13 protein-coding genes are annotated in these 15,322 nt (G+C 46.8%); 8 read left to right on the top strand and 5 right to left on the bottom strand.

All coding sequences use genetic code 11. The features are described from left to right. The 5 genes from Q0V82_RS14640 to tssJ all read right to left on the bottom strand — a co-directional run. Positions 1-2,338 (bottom strand): type VI secretion system Vgr family protein (locus Q0V82_RS14640; RefSeq protein WP_297576903.1); only part of this gene is annotated, 2,338 nt, incomplete at its 3' end. Between the two features lie 16 nt (positions 2,339-2,354). Next, entirely contained in the window at positions 2,355-2,843 is a 489-nt protein-coding gene (gene tssE, locus Q0V82_RS14635) for a type VI secretion system baseplate subunit TssE (protein WP_297576902.1), read from the bottom strand. Positions 2,844-2,845: 2 nt separating this feature from the next. Next, a complete protein-coding gene (icmH, locus tag Q0V82_RS14630) occupies positions 2,846-3,568 on the bottom strand; it encodes a type IVB secretion system protein IcmH/DotU (protein WP_297576901.1) in 723 nt (240 codons plus the stop codon). A gap of 10 nt (positions 3,569-3,578) precedes the next feature. Continuing rightward, complete coding sequence (gene tssK / locus Q0V82_RS14625; RefSeq protein WP_297576900.1) at positions 3,579-4,925, bottom strand: type VI secretion system baseplate subunit TssK; 1,347 nt, start codon at positions 4,923-4,925, stop codon at positions 3,579-3,581. A gap of 61 nt (positions 4,926-4,986) precedes the next feature. Next, positions 4,987-5,535, bottom strand: coding sequence for a type VI secretion system lipoprotein TssJ (gene tssJ / locus Q0V82_RS14620; protein WP_297576899.1), 549 nt, complete (start codon positions 5,533-5,535; stop codon positions 4,987-4,989). Between the two features lie 199 nt (positions 5,536-5,734). Between tssJ and Q0V82_RS14615 the strand changes: the two genes are divergently transcribed. The 8 genes from Q0V82_RS14615 to Q0V82_RS14580 form a co-directional block, all read left to right on the top strand. Next, positions 5,735-6,562, top strand: coding sequence for a M15 family metallopeptidase (locus Q0V82_RS14615; protein ID WP_297576898.1), 828 nt, complete (start codon positions 5,735-5,737; stop codon positions 6,560-6,562). A gap of 29 nt (positions 6,563-6,591) precedes the next feature. Next, positions 6,592-10,365, top strand: coding sequence for a type VI secretion system membrane subunit TssM (tssM, locus tag Q0V82_RS14610; RefSeq protein ID WP_297576897.1), 3,774 nt, complete (start codon positions 6,592-6,594; stop codon positions 10,363-10,365). Between the two features lie 8 nt (positions 10,366-10,373). Further along, positions 10,374-11,393 (top strand): type VI secretion system-associated protein TagF, encoded by a 1,020-nt coding sequence (gene tagF, locus Q0V82_RS14605; protein ID WP_297576895.1) that lies wholly within the window; start codon positions 10,374-10,376, stop codon positions 11,391-11,393. A 42-nt stretch (positions 11,394-11,435) separates the two neighbouring features. Then, a complete protein-coding gene (gene tssB, locus Q0V82_RS14600) occupies positions 11,436-11,945 on the top strand; it encodes a type VI secretion system contractile sheath small subunit (RefSeq protein ID WP_297576894.1) in 510 nt (169 codons plus the stop codon). A 3-nt stretch (positions 11,946-11,948) separates the two neighbouring features. Next, positions 11,949-13,433, top strand: a complete 1,485-nt coding sequence (gene tssC / locus Q0V82_RS14595) for a type VI secretion system contractile sheath large subunit (RefSeq protein WP_297576893.1) — start codon at positions 11,949-11,951, stop codon at positions 13,431-13,433. 50 nt (positions 13,434-13,483) lie between these two features. Further along, the gene (locus Q0V82_RS14590; protein ID WP_297576892.1) at positions 13,484-13,981 is read left to right on the top strand and encodes a type VI secretion system tube protein Hcp; all 498 of its coding nucleotides are present in this window, start codon (positions 13,484-13,486) and stop codon (positions 13,979-13,981) included. Positions 13,982-14,206: 225 nt separating this feature from the next. Next, positions 14,207-14,632, top strand: coding sequence for an OmpA family protein (locus Q0V82_RS14585; protein ID WP_297576891.1), 426 nt, complete (start codon positions 14,207-14,209; stop codon positions 14,630-14,632). A 146-nt stretch (positions 14,633-14,778) separates the two neighbouring features. Continuing rightward, positions 14,779-15,322, top strand: a 544-nt coding sequence (locus Q0V82_RS14580; RefSeq protein WP_297576904.1) for a type VI secretion system Vgr family protein, incomplete at its 3' end; no start/stop codon positions are given.

Genomic DNA, 15,322 nt, shown 5'->3' with positions numbered 1-15,322 from the left:
TGATGTGTTGGCCGACGTTGTGGATCCAGCGGCGGCCGGTGGTTTGGTTGTGGTCGCGCTGGGCGATTTGGTCGAGGTTTGTTCCTGCCGTTTGCGTCAGGCTTTGTGGCGTCGTCAGTGCAAGGCCGTCTTGGCCGTGGAGCAGCAATAGTTGCTGCTGGCCAGCTTGATCTTGCGATGTGGTTTTGCTGTCCGTGTCGGTGTTGCTGCCGGCTTCCCAGCTTTTGGCGGCGTGGACGTGGTGGTGCAGGTGGCCGGATTTGCTCTTTTCGCCAGTTGAATTATCCGGCTTGATCGTTTGTTCGTTGTTGCCGGTTTCGATGGTGTCGGCGAGCTGTTTGGTCGCGACTTCGCCGAGGCTGTTGGCGAGTTCAAATGCCGATTCGAGCTGACTGTTGATTGGATTGCGATCGAGTTGCTTGCCGCTCGCGCCGGTTTTGGCTTCGGTGGTTAAAAGTAGACCTTTGCCAGCACGAATCGCGCCTTGTTGATCGGTGCGCAGCTCAAAGCCTTCGCCGCGAGACTCACCCTTGCCGTTCGTTCTAGGGTGGATCAGGTAGCCGAGGTTGAGCTGGGTTTTGGCGTGTTCGCTTGATAACTTGGTGCGAACTTGGCCGGTGCTGTCGTCAAACAGCAGTTCGCCGTATTGGCCGCCTTGGTATTCTTTACTCTTGATGCCAGATAGTGTTTTGTTGGCGGGCAGGCTGCCAGCACCGCTAAACGTCGGCGTTGGGTGGCTGCCGTTGTAGACGACGCCGGTGACAATCGGCCGGTCGATATCGCCTTCGATGAAATCCACCAGCACTTCTTGGCCAATGCGCGGGATGAATTGATGGCCCCAGCTTGCGCCAGCGCTCGGATAAGCGACGCGGATCCAGCAAGAGGATTTGTCATCCAGATTGGCACCGAAGTCAGGGTGTTCACTGCCACGTTGCCAGTGAAATTGGACTTTGATGCGGCCGAGTTCGTCGGTGTGGATTTCCTCTTCGGATTGATTTGAATCGGCTGCGCCTCGTGGCCCAACAACAGTGGCGGTTTGTACGCCGCACGATTTGGGTTTGGCGAGTTGCTCGTTGCCGTTTAGGTTAAAGGCAGGGGTAATAGGCTGGCCACGGCGTTGAGATTTAAATTCAACGCGATACGGCGCGGGGGTATTTGGGCTAGTTTTTTGGTCGGCTGAAGCCGACCCTACAGCTAATAAGCTCGGCGCGATTTGGCGCAGCTGCTGGGTTAGGTCGTGCGGCAGATTGTTATGTGCGGTGAAGGTCAGCTCGGTAATCGCAAACTCACGTTGCTCGGCGCTATCCCATTCGTGCGCGGGATGCTCTTCTAGACGGAACCATTGGCCCGCTTGTAAAGAGCGTAAAGTGCCGCTGCCGCTGAATGATTTCTTTTGCGCGTCATGCGCTTGCTGGCGCAGTTGCGCGTAATGGCTCAGTTGCTCAGCATCGCTGGCGTAATACAGTGACTGCGGATCGTAATCTTCAAATGATGCTTGTAATTGCTGCCCGCCATCGCCTTGATCGACCGCGCTGTCATCACCACTAAAGCGGGTATTGCTGGCTTTGTAATCAAACGTTGCCAACGACACGCGGTTGCTGCCAACTTGGCGGGTACCGGTCCATTCAAGCAGCGCATCGCTTTCTTCAGTCGCGTCGGCGCGATGAAAGCGAACCAACGAATCACTGGCTTCGGGGATCGCAAAGGCGTCGTCAAACACCACCAATTGCACTTGCGGTGATTCGGCGGGCAGGTGTTCAAAGCGCCACGCCAAGCCTTCCTCATGCATCAGTCGGACGAGGAAGTCGTAATCAGACTCTCGGTATTGCAAGCAATACGAGCGCGGCGGATGTTGCCCAGAGAGTTTGAAATCCAGCGTTTGCACGGCAGCAAACACCGAATTGGCCGCTTGATGCTCGCCGATCACTTGCTTGATGATGTCGGGCACCGAAATATCTTGAAATACCCGCGAAGTGCGGCGATGGCGTAGCAGCGCAAACGGTGGCTCTATTTTAAGGCCGTACTTCGCAAAACCGCCGTCCGATCCCAATAATTGCGCTTGCGACACCACGCCGCAACGCGCCACAGCGCCGCCATTGGCATCACGAATCTCAACCACCACCGGCAAGCCGAGCAAAGATTTGAGCTCAATATGGCCATCGGGCGACAGGCAGTCGACGTGGTAGCGATACGGCTGATTCATCCCCTCGCGCCCCGTCACCAATTGCGGCAACAGCTGTTCGTGCCACAGACTGCCATCTCCGAGTTGCAGTGAAATCAGGCGTTGCTGTTGCGAAAATGCAGTAGCAAAAGCAGCGAGAAGGGCGGGTAAATTCATAATCTATAGGCGCCGATTAGCGATCGCTTTGGATGCGATACACATTGGAAGACAGTTGCAAGGTCGCGTCAAAGCTGACTGGCGGTCGATGCGGATGGATTTTGAGTACTGCGTCAACGCGAAACCGTAAATGCCGCTCGAGCTCGCGCGGCGCGTCCAAGCTGATGCGAACGCGCGATAAGCGAGGCTCAAAACGCTCAATGGCTTTGCGTAAGCGTTCGCGCAGCATTTCTCTATCGTCTGGATTGAGTAGGCTGACACCCGACAGATCGGGGATGCCAAATTGCAGCATCGAATCTTTGGCTAGTGGATATAAATCAAATAGCTCTGGTTGGTCCATAATTCGCGTATTGAGTAGCGCCTCTAAGTCACGCGCTAAGGCGCGGCGAAATTGAGGTAACTCAAACAACAGCATGCCGCTTGATGTGCTCAAATCAGGCTCGTCATCCAATAAACGATCTAAAAACGACGGTAAGGTTTGCGTGGGTCTGCGTGGCAAACTCATGGCTAACTGCCTAAGACTTTGCTCAAATCTTGCGACAACAAAAAGCGATAAGTCATAAAAATTCCGGCTCCGACCAAGGCCAGTAGCGCGAAATACAGCCAGAGTGGTAATTCGTGCCGAACAAACGCTTGAAAGCGCTGTGGCAGACGCCAGTTGGGGGCAAATTCAGCTTTGCCGCCGCGCACTTGGGTGATTTCTTGGCCGACGCGTGCGGTGAGGTAGCCGAGTTTTTCTTGGCCTTCGAGCAAGTATTTTCCTTGAAAGCCCAGCAATAAACCGGTGTGAAACACTTCAAGTGCTTCGATATTGGCATTGGGGTCGCGGCGCAAGACTTCTAGGTGATCAAAAAAACCTTCTCCAGCCAAATGCTCACCAAAAATACGTAATTGCAGTGGCATCCTTTCCCATTCTTCGCGCAAACTAAATTCAGACGACAGAATAATTTCATCCATAAGTGCGCAAAATGCGTATTTTGCATTTTGAATAGCAGCACTCTCTTTGTTGAAGTTGCGAGCATTTTTCTCAAATTGCGATAAAAAATGATCAATGCGGCGATTAAACTCAGCGGCGCTACTCGGGGCGTTGCCATCACGCAGTAAAAACAGCAAATAAATGCCGTCTTCCATTAATTCACGCAAACTCGGCGCTGCAGGCTTGGCAATAATCGCTTGCTTGATTGTCATTTGTGAATCGGTCAATGGGGTTTGATTGGTGATTGGGTTCATGGTTTAGGCCTTAGCGAAATACGGCAATGAGTTCAATTTTTAAATCAGACAGTGATTGCGGTACGTAGATACAAATACTGCGCGACTGCAGCATGCGCTGGTAAATATCGCCGCGCGGCTCAAAGGCAAAATAGTGATTGCCGACGCGAATCGGGATCGCCGATGGCGTTTGCGCTGCATAAGACAGATTGACGCCCCGCATTGCCGAATTAAGGATTTTATCGACGTCGTCTGGGGCACCCACTTTGAATTTGAGTGGCACGGTTTCGATGACGGTCGCTGACGATTGCTCGCTTTGGATGGATAAATAGAAGTCGACATTCTCCAAAAATCGATCACTTTCTAGGTGACCAATATGGAACGATGCCTTGGGCGAGGTGAGCGGTATGATCGCATAACGCGCTGAAATCACCGTGTCGAGTAATTCGCGAATCTGCTTATCTAGGATCGGCAGCGTGTCGTGTAGCGCTTCATGCCGATACGGTGGAATGTCGGCCAAGGTGTAAACCGATGAGAACGTTTGCAATTCACCACAAAATTCCGCCAAGGCACGATACAGCTCTTCAGGGTGTAGCGGCTCGCACTTGATTAAATGGTTGATACGGGCAAAGTTGCGATTCACGGTGTGCAGTAACCAAAATGATGCAATGTCGGTGCTGCCGTATTCCATAACGTTTTTGGCGCGTTCGCGATGTGCGCCAGCCAATGCTTGGCTTTTGACCAATAAAATATCGAGTAAGCGCCGTAAGCTTTGCTGCAATTCAGGAATGGCACTCACCGTAGTTGCCGGTGGATAAATTTCGTTGCTGATGGACCATTGTCCGGTGGCGTCTTTTTTGATTTGTCCTAAGGCAATTGCTTCGTAGCCATCTCGATTTTCCTCTGCAACCATTAAGCGAACGTCCAGCGCCATCGTGGTGATGTCGGCGTCCAGCGCTTGGGTGAAAAGATCGGCGATGCCGGTGTGTGCGTTGCGATAGCGAGTAGGGCGTGAGGCGGCATTTTCGCTCTGCGTATTGCCACCGTAGGGTTGCAATTGCGCCAAGCATGCGTAGAGCGTTGAGTTAACGCCCAGCTGCGGGATTTCGTTCAGATTGCGCGACAGCGGCAAAGGTTCAGCTTGCGGTGCTTGAAACAAGGTGCCGTCACGAAATAATAACTCCAGAACATCTAAGCGGACTTGCCCGCCTCGTAGCGCGGCTTGATCGATTTGAAATTTTTGTAAACCCCAGGCATGACGATTGAGCAGGTTGCGAATTTCGGCTTGCTGATGCTCGTGAAATATCGATTGTTGCTGAAAGTGTTGTGGGCGAAGAAACATGCCTTCGCCCCATAAAACGCGCTTGGTTTTTAACATGATGTATTAGCTCCGAGCTCCTGCTAGATATGGTTTTTCAGGGTATACCTAGGGTTGGCGGTTATTTATTTCGGGTGTTTGTTTTGGCTGGTGATATCCCACAATCGGCTTTGAGTGTGGCGGGTTGGCCGGGGATGAGTTGCGTTTTGGGTTTGATGATTTGCAAATAACAATCTTGTGCTTTGATCGTGAGTTCTTTGCTATCACGAAGCGCTTGGCCGCTAATGAGTGCGCGCCAAAATTGTGCATCAGGCTTTCTAAAAAAACCAACAACGCCAACAAATTGAGTCTCTGCCTGCAGCGTGATTGGCAATGTATTGCTCTTACCAGGCAATAAAACAAATTCAGAATGTGTAACTAAAGCATTGCCTAGCAATTCTGTTGGGGTCTTTCCGCTAGAGACGGTATCAAAAGTTAAACGATTAAATTCTTCGACACTTTTCAATTGATAGATATGCAATACCAGCGATAACGATTTACCACTGCTATCGCGATTTAATAGTGGATTTGCATCGCCTTGCAGCTTCAATTCAACGGGTCCAGAGCTAGAGCAGGCATTTAATGTCGTTATTATGGCCAGTGCCAGAATGAGGCGAAGAGAGTTATTCATTATGTTTATTAGCATATTCTTGTATTACCGTTTTATGATTAATGAATTCAGTTTGGCATTGGAGCTGAACTATTTTGTTAGGTTTTATATTATGAATTCATTATTTAGTCGAAGGTATGTATAAAGTTCGTGAAAGCAAGTGGAAGATATTATATGATATTGCAATTGTAATTTAGAAATTATTGAGTAAGGGTGTGGTTTGAATACTTTACTTATTGTTTTTTTGATTCTGTTGTTTTGCTTGTTGGCATGGATAGGCTGGCATTTTTTTGTTGCCACCCCCTCGAAAGAAATTTCGAGCATGGCGGTTGAGCCGCCCGCTCACTTGCCTAAAAAGATCTTGGCAGATGACGTTGTTGCAGACTCAGTGAGTGTGGGTAGTCGCCGGTTATTGCTCAGTGGGCTAAAACTGGCTCGGGTTCCTGTGGCCAGTTTTTTGTTGATTGTCATGGTGGTACTGGTCACGCTCAAGTTCAATACATTGCACGTGTTGGCCCCATTTTTACCGCAGCAATACGGACAAACAGCGCATATTCAAAACACTTTGACTGAGGCCAAGTTAGCGCCGCCACCGGCCTTGCCGCCAGAAGTGTTTATTAATGCCACCCGTTCACAGCCGAGTTTGGCCGGTGCCAATCGCGATTGGCAGCAATTAGAGTCTCGCTTTGTGCAGCAAGTACTGCAAGTGATGAAAAAAATGGATGAGCGTGGTTACCCACTGGCTTTGCTTGAGGGCTATCGCAGTCCTGAGCGGCAAGATGAATTGGCACAAATGGCGAATTTAGTGACTAAAGCAAAAGGCGGGCAGAGTAAACATCAATACGGCTGGGCTGTTGATTTAGCGCCAATAAAAAATGGCAAAGTGATTATTTCGGAAAAAGACCCATGGGCCAGCGAGGCTTATCAGGCATTGGGCGAAGAGGCCGAGGCAGCAGGTTTGACGTGGGGTGGGCGCTGGTCATTTAAAGACTATGGGCATATTGAAAAAACCGGTTCATTGGCCGTTTTATTGCAAAAAAATAAATAACGCTATGGATTGTTTGGAGATGGAATCGAATGAAATATTGGCTGCGTAACGCCAAAGTCACATCCGCAATTGGATTTTTAATCTTAATTGCGCTGATCTGGTTTTTAGGCCCATGGCTGGGTCTTGAAAGTGCCGAATTGCGCTTTGCGTGGATTTTGGGCGTGATGTTGCTATGGGTGCTCAGCCTGCTGGTCGGTCAATTAATTGCCAACCGAGCTGGTGGTTTTATTGAAAAAATGCTGATGAAGCAGGCCGATGATGCGGTGATTGAAGCGAGTGCGGATAAGCGCGCCGAGGTTAATTTGCTACGTCAACGCATGTTAGCCGCAATCGATACTTTAAAAACCTCACAACTGGGCAAGTCGCGCGGTAATGCAGCGCTGTATGAATTGCCGTGGTACATGATTATTGGTCATCCGGCGGCGGGTAAAAGCTCGGCGATTTTGCAATCGGGCTTAACCTTTCCATTTAGCGATAAGTCGGGCGTGCAAGGCGTGGGTGGCACGCGCAATTGTGATTGGTTTTTTTCTACCGAAGGGGTGCTTCTTGATACCGCTGGACGCTACACCACGCAATCGGAAGATCGAGTTGAATGGCTTGAGTTTTTGAAGTTATTGAAACGAAATCGCTCAAAAGCGCCGGTGAATGGCATTTTAGTCACCATTAGCTTGCCAGAACTAGCACAACATCAAACCGAAGGGTTTGTGCTGTATGCGCGGCAAATTCGCGAGCGGATTCATGAAATAGAAGCGACCTTTGGCTTGCAAGTACCTATTTATCTGATTTTTACCAAGCTGGATTTGCTGGGGGGGTTTGCGCAATTTTTTGAAGCCATGACCGATGCTGAACGTAATTCGGTGTGGGGGGCGACGCTCAGCGCCGAACAAGGCTCTGGCTTTGATGCGCACCAAGTAGTTAGCTCCCAGTTTGATGAAATGTACCGTGGCTTGGTGCAAATCGGCGAAGAAAAACTCGCAGAGCACCGTGGCAATCAAAATAAACCGGCTTTTTTCGCTTTTCCGATTGAATTTCATGCGCTCAAAGCCGCAGTCGGTAAATTTGTGCAATTGCTGCAAGAAGAAGACCCTTACCATGCCAGACCCTTATTGCGTGGATTTTACTTTTCGAGCGCTTTGCAAGAAGGAACGCCACGTATTGGCGCGGCAACGCGTGTTTCTAGTCAGTTTGAGCTCAGTCGCGCAGGCTTTGATGCACGCCAAGCGCCAGCTTCGTATAGCTATTTTTTACGAGATCTATTTCGTGAAGTGATTTTTCCAGATCAGCATCTGGTCTCGCGGCAAACACGCCCCGCAAGCAGTCGCTGGCGTTTGGCGGGCATGCTCTCTGGCTTATCGGTATTGGCGCTGTGTGCTGGGTTGTGGACGTGGTCATATATTGGTAATCAAAAATTATTAACCAGCGTGAATCAAGACCGCATTGTGGCAAAAAAATTAGCGTCAACGGGGGTGGTCTACGATCAATTGATGTCTTTAGGTCTACTGCAAAAACGCATTGAACAATTGCAGTCGTATCGCCAAGAGGGTCATCCTTGGGCCATTGGTATGGGCTTATATCAAGGCAACGCGCTTGAAGTGGCGCTGCGCAAAGAGTATTTCGCCGGGGTGCAGCAGGCGATGCTATTACCGGTTAAAAAAAATCTGGAGTCCTCTTTAGGTTTGTTGGTGAGTAATCAGCCAGCGCCAACGGTGGTTAATCCGCCGCCATCTGCGCCAGTAGCGGCCCCTGCGCCACTCAAAGTAAAAACCGCGCCACGCATTAATCGACCGCGGCCAAAAGGCTTGCCCAATGTTGATTTGAGCGCGTGGAATATACCGCAACGTGCCACCGCATTGGCTGCAATCGATCAGGCGGCGACCCCTGCCGAAGCTGTGAACGCCACGACTGAGCCCAAATTAGATCAAGGTTATAACGCGTTAAAAACGTATTTAATGCTCAATGATCGGCAAAGAATGGATCAAGCCCATTTAACCGATCAGATTCCACGCTATTGGCGCTCATGGCTTGAGGCGAATAATGGCCAGCGTAGCAATGAAGAAATCAACGCTGCGGCTGAGCGTATTGTGGCATTTTATGTCAGCCAAATTAATGCGCCAGATCTACCACTAATTGAAAATAATAAACAAACTGTTAGCGCCTCTCGCGAGGTATTACGTGCCTCATTAAAACGTTTAAGTGCCACAGAGCGGGTCTACAACGAAATTAAAGCACGCGCCAATACACGATTTGTGCCATTAACGGTGCCTAAAATCCTCAATAATAAAAACGTTGATGTGATTGCAGGTAGCCAAATGGTTGCCGGTGCATTTACCCGTGAAGCGTGGGATCAATTTGTACGTGGAGCTATTGAAGAGGCCAGTAAGGGTGAGGTGAAAAGCGATGACTGGGTTTTAGCTTCATCATTACAAGACAATTTAAGTAAAGAAGGGGATTTTGAAAAAAACAAAGCACAATTAGAAGCACTGTATCGTGCAGAATATGCCGCCGAATGGAAAAAGTTTTTGCAAGGGGTGGTTGTTCGTGACTTTAATGATATTGCATTTGCCGGCAGTGCGATTGGACAATTCGCCGATACACAAAATTCACCCGTTAAAGTCATTTTAACTCGAGTGGTATTTGAAACTGCTTGGGATAATCCATCTGAATTATCTCGAAAAATTGAAAACGCCAAACAATCCGTTTTAGAAAAAACGACTGAGCTAATAAAAGGCAATAATCAACCCAAAGTCGTGAATGCGACTGAATTGGGGGAGGTGGGTAAGCAATTTATTGGCGTGGCACGTTTAGTTCAAGCTGATGCGGTCGGGACGACCCCCATCAACAGCTATCTTGAGCAATTAGCAAAATTAAAAGTAAGAATAAATCAAATTGCTAGTAGCGATGAGCCTGGGGCTCAAGCACGGCCATTGGTTCAAGCTACTTTAAATGGTAGTGGTTCAGAATTAGCCGATGCATTGCAGCTGGTTGATAATTCTTTACTCAGCCAAGTGAGTGTAGAAACACGCGATATGGTGCGCCCTGTTTTAGTTCGCCCACTGATTCAAACTTATGCCGTTTTATTATCACCGGTAGAACGAGATTTAAATTTGGCTTGGCAGCGCGAAGTCTATGGGCAATGGAAGGTATTGTCGGCTAAATATCCATTTAGTGATTCTGCCAATGAAGCCCCGATGGCTGATATTGCAAAATTTATCAAACCTAATGAAGGAACCATTGATAAATTTACAGAGAAATATTTAAATGGATTGGTAACACAAAAAGGCGATACGTTAACGCCAAGAACGTGGGCCAATTTAGGTGTTCGATTTAATCCCGCATTTTTGTCTGGCGTTGGTCGGTTGAATAATTTGGCGTCGACACAAATGGTTGAATCAGCTAATTCAAAATTTGAATTGCAACCGATTCCAACACCCGGTCTTTCTGAAATTTATATTGATGTTGATGGCCAAGAAATGCGCTATCGCAATGGTCCCCAGCCATGGCAAACATTTACTTGGCCGGGTAATGGCAATTCGCAAGGAGCCCGAATACAAGTAGTTGCTTTTAATGGTGCAAGTGCCGTGGTGAATAATCAGCAAGGACGAATGGGTTGGATGCGATTATTGGCCCAGGCTCAAATTGAGCAACAAGGTGCAGATAGTGCTGTCTTAAGCTGGAAAATTCGCAAAGTTGATACAGGTGATGCTGATGTGGTTCGCTTTAATTTCCGTGTAGTGAGCGGGATTAATCCACTTCAATTATCAGGGCTACGTAAACTGTCATTACCAGAACGAGTGACAATGTAAGGTGTGTAATGGCTATTAATTTAAAACGAGTACAAGAATTGCAATTGCAATACGCTATTTTTGGTAAATTACCGCGCCGAGCTGATTTTATTCGTATTAATGCGACCCATCCTTCCGCGATGAAGGTCGATCAGTTGTTCGCTGATAGTATGAAATACATTTCACATTGTGATCAGTGGCAAGATACATACACTAATGCGCCAAGTAGTGAATTTCTATTTCATAGCGAAGATTTACGGGGTGGTTTTTTAGGCGTTGTTTTGCCTAGTTATGATGAGGCGCGGCGATATTATCCATTATTGGCTGGAATATGTATTCCCCATGATGTTTTAAATGGTAATGAAGCCGAGTTTGTATTGGCGAATGAATTGTTTTTTTCTGGGCTGAAAGATCAACTCAAAAGTGCAGCAGATAATTCTGTTGAAATGCTTGCTTGTCGGCAATTTATGGAAGATCAATTGGTATTTGGTCATCGTGCGATCGCTGATTTAGAGCTTGCTTCTCAATTGCTGGAGCGACATATGCGCACTACATCCGCAGCACAATTGGAGCAAGCTTTAACCGATAGTCAATGTGGCGATCTTGAATCTAATTTATTGGCATTTGCATTTTATTTTCAGCTGGTTCGTCGCTACGGTGCCAGTATGACCTCGCAGATATTTTTATTACCTTTGCCGGCAGGAGCCGGAGAAGAAATATTAGGCGCATCGGTTTGGTTATCTTTATGTCGTGCGGCGATTCACTCGCAAGGGGTATACCCACTGCATTTTGCTTTTATTAGTCAAGACGGTATGCGCTATTTAGCATTGGCTTTTAATCCATTTAGTGAGGCGCAATTGTCGATGTTATGGGGACAAACGCCCGATGAGCGCCAATTAGTACGTGCTAATGACTTGCAATCGCCATGGCGCAGCCATCAATCATATGCCGAGGCGTCATACGTGTTGGGACGGCAGCTGTGTGATCCATCCCTATCACTTTTAAAATTGCGTGAAATTGTTTTGAAGGTTACGCATGGTATTTGTTAGTTTCATGATTAATTCAGCAATTTAATTTCTTTAGGAATACAAATGAGCAAAGAAAGCACACAGAAAAAATTATCGCGTGTTCGACCACCTCGCGTTCAAATTACGTATGACGTTGAAATTGGCGACGCCATCGAAAATAAAGAACTACCTTTTGTTCTTGGCGTATTAGGTGACTATACCGGCCATAGTAAAGAGCCTTTGCGTAAATTAAAAGAACGCAAATTTGTTCAGATTGATCGTGATAATTTTGATGATGTTTTAAAAGGGATGGCGCCACGTTTGGCGATGAAAGTCGATAATAAATTGACAGATGATGACTCACAATTATCAGTTGAATTAAATTTTGAAGCGCTGGTCGATTTCGAGCCACAAAATGTGGCTAATCAAGTTGAACCGCTGAAAAAACTACTCGATGCGCGTAAAAGATTGGCAGATTTACGCAATAAAGTTGTAGGTAACGATAAATTAGAAGAATTATTAGATGAAGTTCTTCGTGATACAGAAAAATTAAATCAAATTAGCAAGGCTCGACCAGCCTCTGTCAAGGAGTAAGCCATGACTGCCAATCAACAAATTATTGAAGCAACTCCGACAGAACAATACAAAGCAAGTAATTTACTAGATTCAATTATAGAAAATAGCCGTATTGCCACTAATGATTTAGAAAAAAATCATACCAAGGATTTAATTGGTGAATTAGCGGAGCAGGTATTGGCTGGGTCTGTTACGGTTTCACGAGATTTAACAGCTAGCATGGATGCGCGTATTGCAGAGATTGATGCTTTAATTTCTGAGCAACTCAATGAAATTATGCATCATGACGATTTTCAAAAATTAGAAGCCTCTTGGCGAGGTTTAAAATACCTCACTGCCGAATCTGAAACCGGCACCATGCTCAAAATTAAAGTGCTCAATGTTTCTAAAAAAGATTTGCTTAAAGACTTTAAAGCATCTGCAGAATTTGACCAAAGTGCACTGTTTAAAAAAATCTACGAAGAAGAGTACGGCACGTTTGGTGGCGCACCGTATGCTGGCTTGGTTGGCGATTTTGAGTTTGGCCGCCATCCGGAAGATTTTTATTTACTTGAAGAGCTGTCACACGTTGCTGCCGCTTCACATGCACCATTAATAACGGCAGCAAGTTCTGGCTTATTTGGGCTGGAAAGCTTTACCGATATTGGCAAGCCACGTGATTTAGCCAAAATTTTTGATACCGTTGAATATGCCAAGTGGAAATCTTTCCGTGAGTCTGATGATTCACGCTATGTGGGCATGGTGTTACCCCATGTATTGGGGCGCCTGCCATACGGGCGTGAAACTTGCCCGGTAGAAGATTTTGATTTTGAAGAAAATGTGGATGGCACAGATCATCGTAAATATCTGTGGAGTAATGCGGCGTACGCTTATGCGGCACGTCTATCAGCGGCCTTTGCTGAATTTGGTTGGTTAGCTGCCATTCGTGGCGTTGAGGGAGGCGGTTTGGTCGAGGGTTTGCCTGCGCACACCTTTAAAACCGATGATGGCGAAGTTGCGCTGAAATGTCCGACTGAAGTGGCGATTACTGACCGGACCGAAAAGCTGTTATCAGACCTTGGCTTTATCTCGCTGGTTCATTGTAAAAACACCGATTATGCCGCTTTTTTTAGCGGGCAATCTTCACAAAAAGCCAAGTCATACAATACCGATTCGGCCAATGCCAATGCCCGTCTTTCAACACAACTGCCTTATATTTTCTCGGTTTCGCGCATCGCGCATTATATGAAATCAATTATGCGCGACAAAATTGGCAGCTTTGCATCACGCCAAAATGTACAAGATTTTTTAAATACTTGGTTAGCGCAATACGTCTTGCTCGATGACTCTGCAAGCCAAGAAGCGAAAGCAAAATACCCATTGCGTGAAGCTCGCGTTGATGTGGTGGAGGTTCCCGGCAAGCCTGGTGTTTACCGTGCAGCGGCATTTTTACGCCCGCATTTTCAGCTTGATGAACTCACGATTTCCTTGCGTCTGGTTGCGGAGTTGCCAAAACCCACACGTTGATGCAGCGAAGCTAAGTAGTATTTTTTAAATTCTTATTGGAGTTTTGCAATATGGCATTTGATGCATTTTTGAAAATTGACGGTATTCCGGGTGAATCAACCGATGATAAACATAAAGATTGGATCGAGATTGGTTCTTTCTCTCACAAAATTGAACAGCCAGCGCAAGCGACAGCCAGTTCGGCCGGTGGTGCTACGGCAGAGCGTGTGAATCATAGTCAATATGAAATCACGCATTTTTTGGATAAAGCTAGCCCAAAAATTTATGAAGCGTGTTGCACGGGTAAACATATTAAAGATGTAACGATCGAACTGTGCCGTTCTGGTGGCGATAAAGTGAAGTATATGGAAATCAAAATGGAACAAGTTTTAATTTCTAAAGTTGTGCCGCACGGATCTGCCAATGATGAAGGCTTTCCAAGTGAATTGGTGAGTTTTAGTTACGGCAAAATCAAATGGACTTACACCCAGCAAAAACGCACAGATGGCGCTGGCGGCGGTAATGTAAGTGCTGGGTGGGATTTGACAGCTAATAAAACAATCGCCTAGTTTTTAGTTGCATTTTGTAAATTGCAATGAAAGGTAGTTGCTGTATCTTTCATTGCAAGTTAATGCTTGCAACGTAAATAGATGAAAAAATTCCGTATGAATTTAAATTTATATGGGTTGTTGGTTGTTGTTGAATTATGGTGGTTTTTTATTGCTGTTTCGTGATTGTCTCTGGTTTTTAAGAAAATAGTTCTATTGTTAAGATGGTTTAAAAAGGATATTTAAATGAAGCGCTCAGCTTGCATTATTGCTGCCGTATTAATTGGTTTTACATTGAATGGTTGCGCGAATAAACCAGCCGCAAAGCTAAACCAGTCATCCTCAGTAGACAGTAAATCTGCTGCTGCGGTCTCGACGGCAGCTCCCGTTGATCCCTATTTATTAAAATTTGACAAAATGTCTGCCAAATTAACGCCAGAATTAGAAGCGCAATTGCAACGTATTTTGCCAAGATTAAAAGAAGCCCGCGTTATTACTTTGCGCGGATTTTGTAATGCAAAAGAAGTTGGTAATGCAAAATCTACAGCATTGGCTCGCGCAAATAATGTAGAAAAATTCCTTCTCCAGCAGGGAATTCCAGATAAAAAAATGCGACAAAAATTCAATACCGAAGATGCTGCGCATGCGGTTGAAATCGATGTTGAAAATTAAAACGTGAAGAATACGTTTTTTTATTGCTGTTTCGTTTCATTTTTTAATGACGTTACACGGTGTGAAAAAACTTTTTTAAGCATGTTGAAACAACGGTTGATTTTTTTTACGACTTTGTTACGTAGCAATTGAGCCAATTTATGTCATTGAATATTTCTCAACTACTTAGCTCTTTTGCTACTGCATTTTCGCAACAGCAACGCCTGATTTCACTGCAACTCGGTGATGGCAGTCTGTGGCACGAACAGCTGTTGCCGCAATCGGTTACTGGGCGCGAGGGGCTGAATCAGCCGTATCGCTACCACGTCGACTGCCTGTCGCCCGATGGCCATATTGAGCTCAAATCTTTGCTCGGCTTGCCGGTGGTGGTTGAGATTCGTGATGCCAATGGCGGCGCTGTGGCGCGTTGCGGCGTGGTGTCGCAAGCGCAATTATTGGGATCGGACGGCGGTTTTGCGAAGTATCAATTGATCATCGAGCCGCCATTTGCGCTCTTACGCCATCGGCGGACTTCGCGGGTGTTTCAAGATATTTCGGTGCCCGACATCATCAAGCAAGTGATCGACGAGCATCAAGCGGCCAATTCGGTGTTTGCCAGTGTGCAAACGCTGGATTTCAAACTCTCAGGCCAACACCCGCCGCGCTCGTATTGCCTGCAATACCGCGAATCTGATTACGATTTCCTCGTCC

This window comes from uncultured Deefgea sp., assembly GCF_947072475.1.
Classification (GTDB): domain Bacteria; phylum Pseudomonadota; class Gammaproteobacteria; order Burkholderiales; family Chitinibacteraceae; genus Deefgea.
This window is presented reverse-complemented; position numbering and strand designations above follow the sequence as displayed.